Annotated in this window: 11 protein-coding genes; all 11 read right to left on the reverse strand. The window is 70.0% G+C overall.

Features of this window, described 5'->3' with window-relative positions:
* Positions 1-48 precede the first annotated feature (48 nt).
* Positions 49-465, reverse strand: a complete 417-nt coding sequence (locus ABZS37_RS13515) for an ATP-binding protein (protein ID WP_355168751.1) — start codon at positions 463-465, stop codon at positions 49-51.
* 61 nt (positions 466-526) lie between these two features.
* Positions 527-1,981 (reverse strand): PAS domain-containing sensor histidine kinase, encoded by a 1,455-nt coding sequence (locus ABZS37_RS13520; RefSeq protein ID WP_355168630.1) that lies wholly within the window; start codon positions 1,979-1,981, stop codon positions 527-529.
* An 89-nt stretch (positions 1,982-2,070) separates the two neighbouring features.
* Positions 2,071-2,859 carry a glycerophosphodiester phosphodiesterase family protein gene (locus tag ABZS37_RS13525; RefSeq protein ID WP_355168632.1) on the reverse strand — a complete coding sequence of 263 codons (789 nt, stop codon included), beginning with the start codon at positions 2,857-2,859 and terminating at the stop codon, positions 2,071-2,073.
* 10 nt (positions 2,860-2,869) lie between these two features.
* Positions 2,870-3,205: a rhodanese-like domain-containing protein gene (locus tag ABZS37_RS13530; RefSeq protein WP_354993067.1), complete on the reverse strand. Its 336-nt coding sequence runs from the start codon at positions 3,203-3,205 to the stop codon at positions 2,870-2,872.
* Positions 3,206-3,263: 58 nt separating this feature from the next.
* On the reverse strand, positions 3,264-4,181 hold the full coding sequence (locus ABZS37_RS13535) for an LCP family protein (RefSeq protein WP_355168634.1): 918 nt from the start codon (positions 4,179-4,181) through the stop codon (positions 3,264-3,266).
* Positions 4,182-4,400: 219 nt separating this feature from the next.
* Positions 4,401-5,663, reverse strand: a complete 1,263-nt coding sequence (locus tag ABZS37_RS13540; protein ID WP_355168636.1) for an LCP family protein — start codon at positions 5,661-5,663, stop codon at positions 4,401-4,403.
* 195 nt (positions 5,664-5,858) lie between these two features.
* A complete protein-coding gene (locus ABZS37_RS13545) occupies positions 5,859-7,085 on the reverse strand; it encodes an LCP family protein (protein WP_355168638.1) in 1,227 nt (408 codons plus the stop codon).
* A 76-nt stretch (positions 7,086-7,161) separates the two neighbouring features.
* Positions 7,162-8,139, reverse strand: a complete 978-nt coding sequence (locus ABZS37_RS13550) for an NAD-dependent epimerase/dehydratase family protein (protein WP_355168640.1) — start codon at positions 8,137-8,139, stop codon at positions 7,162-7,164.
* Positions 8,140-8,232: 93 nt separating this feature from the next.
* Entirely contained in the window at positions 8,233-9,924 is a 1,692-nt protein-coding gene (locus ABZS37_RS13555; protein WP_355168642.1) for a cation acetate symporter, read from the reverse strand.
* A complete protein-coding gene (locus ABZS37_RS13560; RefSeq protein ID WP_355168644.1) occupies positions 9,902-10,267 on the reverse strand; it encodes a DUF485 domain-containing protein in 366 nt (121 codons plus the stop codon). Before ABZS37_RS13560 ends, ABZS37_RS13555 begins: the two co-directional genes overlap by 23 nt.
* A 186-nt stretch (positions 10,268-10,453) precedes the next feature.
* Positions 10,454-11,206: a flavin reductase family protein gene (locus ABZS37_RS13565; protein WP_355168753.1), complete on the reverse strand. Its 753-nt coding sequence runs from the start codon at positions 11,204-11,206 to the stop codon at positions 10,454-10,456.
* Between the last annotated feature and the right edge of the window lie 186 nt (positions 11,207-11,392).

Below are 11,392 nucleotides of genomic sequence, written 5' to 3' on the forward strand. Positions count from 1 at the left end.
CTAGAGCCCCGCCCGGCTCGCCGTGGGCGGGACCCGCCCGAGCCGCACTCAGCCCGCCGGCACCAGGGTGGGTCGGGGTGTCGGCACCAGGTCGAACTCCGCCCACACGCGCTGGCCCATGCCGTCCCGCTCGACGCCCCAGCGGGTGGCCAGCCCGGCCACGATGTGCAACCCCCGCCCGTCGGCCGCGTCGGGGCTGGCCGTGCGGATCCGTGGCCCGGTGGTCGCGCCGCCGTCGGTGACCCGCAGCTGGATCCGTGGGCCCTCGGCCGAGGGCCGCAGCCCCCAGGCCACCCGGACCACCCCGCCAGGCAGGGGCCGCGCGTGCCGCACCGCGTTGCCCACCAGCTCCGCGAGCACCGCGATCAGATCCGCGAGGAGCGTCGGGGGTACGACGTCCGCCAGCTCACCGGCGAGCCGGTGCCGGGCCAGCCGTGCGCCGGCCGGGTGATGGGGAACCACCACACACCACGCCCGCTCCCTCACTGCCGCTGCCACCGTCGCCTCCACGTCGCGCCACCCTCGGTCAACCGCGCGGTAGCCGCACCTCTGCGACCGTACCGCCGCCGGTCCTTGGACGTAGGGATACCCATCCATTTTGCTGTTCAACGATTCGGCGGACGAGATAGAGGCCCAGCCCTGCCCCGGGGTAGCCGCGCCGGTCGCCGGACTCGCCCTGCCAGAACCTGTCGAACGCCCGCTCCACGTGCTCCGGTCGGATGCCGATGCCCCGGTCACTGACCCGGAACGCCACCAGGTGACCGTCGACCGAGGCGGTGATCTCGATCGGAGAACCCGGTGCCGAGTACTTGCCGGCGTTGGTCGTCAACTCGGTCAGCACGGTGGCCAGGCTGGGTCGATGGCCGAGCGCCTTGGGCAGATCGGTCGGGAGGCCGAGCACCAGCCGGCGACGCAACTCCGCCGGCAGGTCCAGGACGGCGGAGCGCAGCGCCTCGCCGAGGTCGAACGGAGTGGGTGGGTCGTCCCCCGGCCCCGCCTCGGCCGCCGAGGAGAGGAGACGGTCGACCAGCCGGGCCAACTCGTTGGCGCGCTGCCCGATCACCCGGGCAGCCTGCCGTCGGTCGACCTCGGTCAGCGACTCCCAGTGGTCGGTGAGCGTGTCCGCGTACCCCTTGATCACGGTGACCGGGGTACGCAGCTCGTGGCTGGTGACCGCGACGAACAGCTCCCGGTCGTGGTCGCGGCGCTGCTGATCGGTGATGTCGCGGAAGGTGACCACCCGCAACGTGCCGGGGCCGGGCAGCTCGCCGGAGGTGATCCGCAGCCAGCGGCCGTCGGGCATCCGATGGTCCCGCACCTGGCCCGAGGGCGGCAGCGGGAACGGCAACGGGCGGCTCAGCGCCTGCTCGACCGACCGGCCGGTGACCTGGGCGGCGGCCGGGTTCCAGAGTCGGACGTGCCCGTCCCGGTCGACGACGGCAAGCCCGTCGGCGAGTGCGGCCACCACCGGGCCGTCGCCGTGCACCGGCAGACCGCCCTGGTCGCCGTACATGTGCCCGACGCAGGACGCGAGGTAGCCGACGACCCCCTGCTGCTCGGCGCCCGGCTCGTCGTCGCCCGGGTAGAGCGCGTGCAGGCTCCCGACGGTGTGGCCGCCGATCTCGGCTCGCGAGACCACCATCCGGCGCAGGCCGCTGCCCGCCAGCTCGCCGGCCAACTTGCCGTTGAGGTCGCCCACCCGGACCTGGCGCACCCGCGGCCCGGAGAGCAGACAGACGGTGTCCGGGTCGTCGGCCGCCAGCGGACGGCCGAGGGCCCATTCCGCCGCGCCGGTCGCGGCGATCACGCGACCGCCGGTCGGACCGAACTCGACGAACGCCATACCGGTCGCGCCGAGTGCCGGCTGGGCCACCCGGAGCAGCTGGGTGAGGACCGGCAGGCCCGCGTCCCCAGAATTGATCATCTCGATCACGACGGTGTGGCCGGCGATGAGAGCGGGGAAATCAATACGCTCCGGCATGTGCCGAGTCTGCCTCGCCGACCCCGATTTGGGCACCCCCGCCCGGTCGGCCTGCTCGGGTCCGAGCAGACCGGCCGCCGGGCCGCCGGTCAGCGGTCCAGGCGGGCCAGGGCGTACGCCGGCCGATCAGTGATGATCCCGTCCACCCCGGTGGCCAGCACCAGCTCCAGGTCGGCCGGATCGTTGACCGTCCAGACGTACACCTGGTTGCCGGCCGCGCGCAGTGCGGGCAGCAGTTGCGGGCGGGCCCGGACCAGGCCGATGCCCGGCCCGGCGACGCGGGCGCCGAACGGCAGCCGGTTCAGCCGCAGCCAGCGCGGCAGCACCTCCAGCAACAACACCGTCGGCAGCGTCGGAGCCAGCTCGCGGAGCCGCCGCAGCGCCAGCGGGGAGAACGACATGACGGTCACCTGCACCGGGTCGTCCGGCGCCGGATCAGCCAGCCCGTACCGGCGCAGCAGGCTGACCAGTCGCCGTTCCACGTTCGAGCCGTAACGGGACGGGTGTTTCGTCTCCACCAGCAACCGGACCGGCCGGCCGGCGGCGAGCACCGCGTCCAGCAGCCGCGCCAGGGTCAGCAGCCGGGTGTGCGACTCGTCGGGCGGCAGGTCGCCGCTCGGCGCGCTGCCCGGATGCCACGAGCCGAAGTCCAGCGCATCCAGCTCGGCGAGCGTACGCGCGCTGACCAGACCGCGACCGTTGCTGGTCCGGTCGAGTCGTCGGTCGTGCACGCAGACCAGGTGCCCGTCCCGGGTCAGTCGGACATCGCACTCCAGGCCGTCGGCGCCCTCATCGAGAGCGCGCAGGTACGCGGCGAGGGTGTGCTCGGGAAGGTCGTACGACGCACCGCGGTGCGCGAAGACCAGTGGCCCGCCCATCCCGCCCGCCTCAGATGACCTGGCCGGGCTGTCCGTTCGCGTCGACCACCGGTCGGCCGACCGCAGCCCACTGGCGCATCCCACCGTCGGCGTTTCGCACCTGCTCCCAGCCGTTGTTGATGAGGTAGGCGACGACCTGGGCGGAACGCCCGCCGGAGCGGCAGACGACCGCCACGTCCCGGTCGGTGGGCACCTCCGCGAGCCGGGCCGGCAGCTCCATCATCGGCAGGTGGTGGGCGTTGGGAGCATGGCCGGCCGCCCACTCGTCGTCCTCCCGCACATCCAGCAGGTAGGTCTCGTCGGCGATCTCGGTCACGGGCACGGTGGGAACCTGGGGTCCGAACACAGAAAGCAACACTAGATCCTCAGCGGCCGGTTCGGCACCGACCCGGCCGTCGGCACGGTCACAACCGGGTCACCCAATGGGGGTTGGCCTGGGCCCACGCTGGCACCCGCGTGCCGCGAACTGCCTCGAAGAGCCCGTTGCCCCCGTTGTCCAGCACCACGTACGAGACCTCGTCGATCGTCTGCGGGGAGGACGGCACCTGGACGCCGCGCATCCCGTCGGGCGGCAGCGCGCGCAGCGCGAGGAGCAGGTCCTCCAGGGGTACGCCGTTGCTGTCGACGGTCAACGAGCTGCCCACCGCCCGGAGCACCTGGTCCAGCTTGACCGGGTTGCTGCGCAGGTCGGCCTTGCCGGCGCTGTCCAGCATCGCCCGGAGCAGTTGCTGCTGGTGGCGCTGCCGGTCGTAGTCGCCGCCGGGCAGGTCGTAGCGCTGTCGTACGTAGTCCAGCGCCTTCGCCCCGTCCATCTGCTGGCATCCGGTGGGGAAGACCCGGTTGGTGTGGATCGAGCGCACCTCGGTGTCCACGCACATCTGCACCCCGCCGAGCAGGTCGATGACCTTCCGGAAGCCGGAGAAGTCGATCAGCGCGGCACCGTCGAACCGGATGCCGGTGAGCCTGTTCAGGGTGGCGGAGAGCAGTTGGGCGCCGGCCCGTCCGCCGCCGCCGTGCTCGTACGCCGCATTGACCTTGTCTTGACCGCCACCGAAGCCGTTCCCGGGCGGGATGGCGACCAACAGGTCACGCGGGATGGAAACCAGGTAAGCCTCCTGCTGCCCGGCGGGTACGTGCACGATGAGGATGCTGTCGGAGCGTTGGTCCGGCCCGCTGTCGCCCGGGCGGCGGTCGGAGCCGATCAGGAGATAGTTGAGGGGTCCGTCCAGGTCGGTCCGGCCGGTGCGGGCGTCGGGATCGAGCAGTTGCTCCTTGGCCACCGAGCGGTCGTACCGGTGGGTGAGGGTCTTGAGCCCGACCATGGCGAGCCCGGCCAGCAGGACGAGGGCCAGGCCGATGCCGAGCAGGATCCGTGACCCACGGGCGCGGCGTGATCGGGCGGACGAGGCCGTCCCGGGCCGGCCCGCTGCGTTCCGTCCCCACCTGGACGTGACCGCCTCCCCGCAGCCGATACGTGAAACCTACTCACGTCAGGCTACGGGCGGTGACGGTGCCGTCGCTGGCTTTCCTCGACTCCCGTCTCACTTACGGGTGGAGATCACCTCGGGGTGCGTGAAGACGAATTCGGCGAGCTTGTCCTGCTTGACCGCCCGGAACATGTCCATCGTCTCTTCGCTCAAGCCCTCGGTGTTGTTGCCGTTGGCGTGGAAGGTGCCGTTGTTGGTCTTGAGCATGGTCAGCTCGTTGCCGGTGACCCCACGCATGGTGAAGATGAAGTCCTCGATCGGCACACCGCCGGTGTCCAGCACGAACGCCTTACCCGCCGCCTTGATCAGGTTGTTCATCTTGGCCGGGTTGGACAACATCCCGCCCTCGGTGGCCTTCTTGGCCATCGCCTTGATCAGCTGCTGCTGGTTCGCCTGCCGGTCGTAGTCGCCGTTCTTGAGGGTCTTGCGCTGCCGGGAGTAGTCGAGCGCAGCCCAACCCTCCATCTCCTGGCAGCCCTTCTTGTGCACCACCGGGGTCCGCGCCTTGCCGGTCTTCTTGGCGTCCGCGTTCCACATCGGCTTGCCGTCGACGTACGACATGTGCAGCGACTGGACCTCCTGGCTGACACAGATCCGCACCGTGCCCAGGGTGTCGATGACGTTCTTGAAGCCACCGAAGTTGATGATCGCCGCGCCGTCGAAGCTGATCCCGGTGAGCTGCTTGATCGTCTGGGCCATCAGCTGGGCGCCACCCTCCCAGCCGCCACCGTTGGCGGCACCGGCCTGGAACGCGGCATTGATCTTCCCGGAGCCGCCGCCGTAGCCGCTCTTCTTGAACGCCGGGATCTGCGCCTCGGTGTCCCGGGGGATCGAGATCAGGTACGCCTGGTCGTGGGTGGCCGGAATGTGCAGGATGATGATGCTGTCCGAGCGGACGTCGTCGGCGGCCCAGCGCTCCCGCGCGTCCACGCCCAGCAGCAGCATGTCGATCGGGCCGTCCAGGCTCGCACCGCCCTCGGCGTCGGACTTGCCCGCATCACCCAGCAGGTTGCCCTTCGCGATGCCGCCGGTCGCCTGCCCGATCAGCGCCTTGCTGCCGACGATGGCCACGCCGCTGGTCAGCATCAACACGGCACCGAAGACCACGGTCAGCCTGGCCCAGAGCGGGTCCTTGCGCTTGGTCCGCTTCTTCGACCCACCGCCACCCGCGCCGCCGCCATCGCCGCCGCTGCCAGGCGGGAGACCGCCCGGCCCACCGCCCGAAGAGCGCGGCTGCGCTGGGATGGCCGCAGAGACCCGGCCGCTGGGAGCGGCGGACCCGGGGGACGAAGGGCGACGACTGGCCTGAACCGGCATGCGTGCTCCAGCTCGTGATCAGGAGGGGGGCGGCACCACTGTACGGACATCAAATCGACTTGGCGAGTTCATCCCGGGTCAATCCGGACGTCGACTTTCTCGGATTCAGTCGATCGCCGCCGCTCGATGACCCGAACGGCGGAGTGACCGTCTGCCCTCCAACGGCGGTATCGCCAGACCACCCGTCCGGGACGGTCAGCCGCCGTTGTTGCCCTTCGGCGGATTGGCCTTGACCCAGTCCGCCATGGTGTCCGCCGACATGGCCTGGTACATGGCGAGCGCCTTCTCCCGGTCCGAGACCACCACCGACTCGCCGTTGATCGTCTCGCTGCCCGAGTTCGGGCTGGTCACAAAGGTGAGGTTCTGGCCGCGCAGATTGCGGAACTGCAGCGCCATGTCTGTAACCGAGAAACCCTGGTCGACGGTTACGGCCGCGGTCACCGACTGGAGAAAATCGTTGAGCTTCTTCGGGTTCGCCAGAGTGCCCGTGCTGGCCGCCTTGTCCATCAGTGCCCGGAGGAATTCCTGCTGGTGCCGCATCCGGGCGAAGTCCCCGTCCGGGAACTGCTTGCGCTGCCGGATCCAGTCCAGCGCCTCCGAGCCGTCCATGTGGTTGGTGCCCTCGGTGAACGTCCGGTACGGCTTGTGGATCGAGGTGATGGTCCGCTCCACCTTCAGGTCCACCCCGCCGAGGGCGTCGGTGACCTCCTTGAAACCGCCGAAGTCGATCGCCATCACGTGGTCGATCCGAACGTCGGTGAAGCACTCCACGGTGCGCACCGCCAGCGGCAGCCCGCCGAACGCGAACGCCGCGTTGATCTTCGCGCGCTGTCCGGAACCGCAGTCCGCGCCGGCGCTCTCCGGGATCGGCACGTAGAGGTCACGCGGGATGGAGACCAGGTACGCCTTCTGGTGGTCGGCCGGAATGTGCATCACGATGATCGTGTCGGCGCGCCACTGACTCTTGGAATCGACCGGCGCGTCCGGGTCCCGCGAGTCGCTGCCGACCAACAGGATGTTCAGCGCGCCGTCGACGGTTTTGGCCGGCCGGCCACCGGTGATCTCCGCGAACGGGTCGGTGCGGGCCAGGTCACCGTTGAGGTTGCGGGCGTACAGCCAGGCACCCACGCTGCCGAGCAGCGCCAACACCAGCACCGCGACCCCGGCCACGAGGGCGATCCGACCCCAGCGCGGTCGGGGGCCACGCCGCCGCGGCCCGCCGGTGCCACCCGGCCCGCCGGGCCCCTTCGGCCCCGCCGGGCCGCCCGGACCGGGCTGCTCCTCGTCGTACGACGGGTAGAAGCGCGCCTCGGTCGGACGGGCGCGCCCGGAGGCGCCCTGATCGGGGCCGGGCACCGACGCGCGCCCGGCGCTGCGATGCAGGAACGGATGCGGGACGCCGGCAGACGAAGTCGCGGACATGTAAATCAGGGTACGTAGCGGGAGCCACCGCCGCCTTCAGGCGACACTCAGCGGCAGGCGGTGCGCCGTGAACCGGTTACCCTAGTCGCGCCCGGAAGTGCTCGATCGTGCGTCGCAGGCCATCTTCGGGCGTCACCGTCGGCTCGTATCCGAGTAGTTCGCGGGCGAGCGTGAGATCGGGGCGGCGCATCTCCGGGTCGTCCGAGCTGCGGGTGACGTAGGTCACCTGCGAGCTGCTGTCGGAGAGCGACACGATCAACTCGGCGAGTTGCCGCATGGACAGCTCATGCTCGGTGCCGCAGTTGATCGGGCCCGTCTCGGTCGAGTCGAGCAGCAGCAGGATGCCCCGCACCAGGTCCTCGACGAAGCAGATGGACCGGGTCTGGTTGCCGGTGCCATGCACGGTGATCGGCTCGCCGCGCAGCGCCTGGGAGATGAAGGTGGGGATGGCACGGCCATCGTCCGGGCGCATCCGCGGGCCGTACGTGTTGAAGATCCGGACGATCGCCGCGTCGAGCCCGCGGTGCCGGTGGTACGCCATTGTCGCGGCCTCGGAGAAGCGCTTTGCCTCGTCGTAGACGCTGCGGACCCCGATCGGGTTGACGTTGCCCCAGTAGGTCTCGCGCTGCGGGTGCTCCTTCGGGTCCCCGTACGCCTCGGAGGTGGAGGCCATCAGGAACCGGGCACCATCGGCGACCGCGCGGTCCAGCAGGTGCAGGGTGCCCACCGAGCCAACCCGGAGGATCTCCACCGGGAGTTGGGCGAAGTCGGTAGGGCTGGCCGGCGACGCCATGTGCAGGATCGCGTCGAACCGCTCGGCCAGCGCCGGGTGGTGGGTCGGCAGGCCGTCGGAGATGTCCGCTTCGACGAGGGTGAAGGTTGGCCGATCCAGCAGGTGGGCGACGTTTTCCTTGGAGCCGGTCACGAAGTTGTCCAGCGCCACCACCGTGCAACCCCGAGCGATCAGGACGTCCACCAGGTGCGACGGGACGAAACCAGCTCCGCCGGTGACGAGAATGCGGTGACCGGACCCGAAGCGCTCAGCAACCTTCATACCGTTCAGCCTACCGACCCCGAAATTCGAGGAAGGGGCCCTGTTGACATGTGGCGTCAACAGGGCCCCTTCCCTTGCAACAGGGTGCCGTGGCTAGTGGGCGCCAGCGCCGGTGAGGGCGCGTACCTCCAGCTCCGCGTACTTGTCCTCGTCGTGCTCCTTGGAGATGACGGTGCCGATCCACCCGCACAGGAAACCGAACGGGATCGAGAGGATGCCCGGGTTGGACAGCGGGAACCACTGCCAGTCGTGATCCGGGAACATCGAGGTCGGCGCACCGGAGACCACCGGCGAGAAGAACACCAGCAGTACGGCCGCGAGCAGACCGCCGTAGATCGCCCACACCGCGCCGGAGGTGTTGAACCGCCGCCAGAAGAGGCTGTAGAGGATCGCCGGCAGGTTGCCCGAGGCGGCGACCGCGAAGGCCAGCGCCACGAGGAACGCCACGTTCAGGTTCTGCGCGTAGATCGACAAGGCGATCGACACCGCGCCGATCCCCAGGGCGGAGATCCGGGCGACCCGCACTTCCTGCCGCTCCGACGCCTCACCCCGCTTGATGACGTTCGCGTAGAAGTCGTGCGCCAGGCTGGACGAAGAGGCCAGCGTCAACCCGGCGACCACGGCAAGGATGGTGGCGAAGGCGACCGCCGCGATGATCGCCAGCAGAGCCGCCCCACCGAGTTCGCCGCCGAAGAAGTCGATCCCGAGCGCTTCGGCCAACTGCGGCGCGGCGGTGTTGCCGGCCTTGTCCTGCGCGGTGATCGCCTCGCTGCCCACCAGCGCCGCCGCACCGAAGCCCAGGGCCAGGGTGAGCAGGTAGAAGGTGCCGATGATGCCGATCGCCCAGAGCACGCTCTTACGGGCCGCCTTCGCGGTCGGCACGGTGTAGAAGCGGATCAGGATGTGCGGCAGACCGGCGGTGCCGAGCACCAGGGCGATACCCAGGGACAGCAGGTCGACCTTGTTGTAGAACGTCTGTGTCGAGTTGCCGGCGACTTCGACGCCGTACCGCAGCCCGGGTTCGAGGAACGCGCTGCCCTTGCCGGAGGCCTCGGCCGCCTGGCCGAGCAGCTCCGACAGGTTGAAGTTGAACTTCGCCAGCACCAGCACGGTCATCACCAGCGCGCCGCCCATGAGCAGGAACGCCTTGACGATCTGTACGTAGGTGGTGCCCTTCATGCCGCCCACGGTGACGTAGATGATCATCAGGGTGCCGACCATGATGATGGTCGCCACCTTCGCGGTGGCCGCGTCCATGCCGAGGAAGGTCGTCCCCGGCCGGATGCCGAGCAGCAGCGCGACCAGCGCGCCGGCACCCACCATCTGCGCGAGCAGGTAGAAGATCGACACCGTGATGGTGGAGACCGCCGCCGCCGTACGCACCGGACGCTGACGCATCCGGAAGGCCAGCACGTCGGCCATCGTGTACCGGCCCGAGTTCCGCAGCAGCTCCGCGACCAGCAGCAGGGCCACCAGCCACGCGACCAGGAAGCCGATCGAGTAGAGGAAGCCGTCGTAGCCGTAGAGCGCGATGATGCCGGCGATACCCAGGAACGAGGCGGCCGACATGTAGTCGCCACCGATCGCCATGCCGTTCTGGAATCCGGTGAAGGACCGGCCGCCCGCGTAGAAGTCGGTCGCCGTCTTGGTCTGCCGGCTGGCCCAGATGGTGATGGCCAGGGTCACCGCCACGAAGACCAGGAACAGCGTGATGGTCAGGTTGCGGGCGGTGTGGTTGCCCGCCTCGGCCGCGAGGAACGTCTCAACCGCGAGGACCTTGCTCATGGGTCACCTCCCCGATCTCGGCGCGGATCCGGTCGGCGATGGGGTCGATCTTCCGGTCCGCGTACCGGGAGTAGAGCCAGGCGATCAGGAACGTGGAGACGAACTGGAGCAGGCCGAAGACCAGCGCGACGTTGATGTTGCTGTCGAACAGTCTCGTGCCCATGAAGTCCCGGGCGTATGCGGAGAGAATGACGTAGAGCGCATACCACAGGAAGAACGCGACGGTCATCGGGAAGACGAAGCCGCGCAGCGCACGCCGCAGCCCGGCGAACTCGTCCGACCGTTGTACGGCCAGGTACTTGTCCGACTGGGAAGCGGCCGGAGCGGGCGTGTCCGTGGACATGTGTGGATCACCACCTTCACAGGCGTCAGAGGAGTTTCGCGCACGGTAAAGAGCGCGCTCCCCGACGGGGAAGGGCGAGATCGACGCCGGTCGTCGAGTGCGCCGAGCGGTTGGCTGGCTGCGCCGAGTGACTCAGATCACTCCGGTGACCGGTCGGTCGACTCTGGTGGTCGCGAGGCTGCCCGTTCAGCCGGGCAGCTCGTGATAGCGACCGCGATAGTGCAGCAGCGGCGAGGCCTCCTCGGCCAGGTCGACCGCCTCGATGGTGGCCTCCACCAGCAGGGCCCAGCCGTACTCCCGGGCGGTGTCCAGTCGACACCCGGCCCAGCCGCCAGCGTCCCCCGGCACCGGCCCGTACGGCGTGTCGATCCACGCGCCGGTGGCGAAGAGCCCGCCCGGGGCGGGAAAGAGACCGGCGAATCGATCGGCGAGCTGGCGGTGCGGCGGGCCGAGTGGCGAGACCGCGAACCGGCCCGCCTCCTCGACCGCCGCCCAGAGGTCGGACTCCGGATCGATCAGACCAACCAACCGGTCCGGTTCTCCCTCGGCCACCAGGGTGGACGAGACCGTCAGCCCGGCGGGGCCGGGCGCCGTCCAGAGGGTCACCGGTGCGGCGAGGCGACCACGCAGGCGGCGTACCGGAGACCGCTGCCCGGTCGGCACCGCGAACGGATCGGTGTGGTGGATTTCGGCTCCCGGCTCATGATTCACGTGAAACATTGTGCCGCCCCGCCCCCGCGCCCAACCCAGGAAGCGCTCGTGCAGGTCGGTGGGTCGCCCGTTGAGCCGGGCGAGCTGATCACCCGCCTCCGCCATCGCCGTGCCCAGGTAGACCAGCAGTGCCACGCGGTCGTGCCGGTACTCGGCGAGCAGCGCCAGCCGCGCCGGCTGGCATGGCCAGAGCGCACCGCAGCCGCGACACCGCCAGAGCGGCCGCATCGGCAGGTGTGGCCGGCTCACCACCGCCCTCCCGTCGACCGCGTCGGCGGGCAGTCCCGATTGAAGGAATATGACTCAGAGGCATGAATATGCCTGAGAGTCATATCGCTCGTGGGGACACGACGGTCTTCGCTGCGATGCTCCCGGCCGGCGGCCGTCACCAGCGGCCGCCGTTTGCCCGCCAGG

This window comes from Micromonospora sp. NPDC005413 (assembly GCF_040606435.1).
Lineage (GTDB): Bacteria > Actinomycetota > Actinomycetes > Mycobacteriales > Micromonosporaceae > Micromonospora.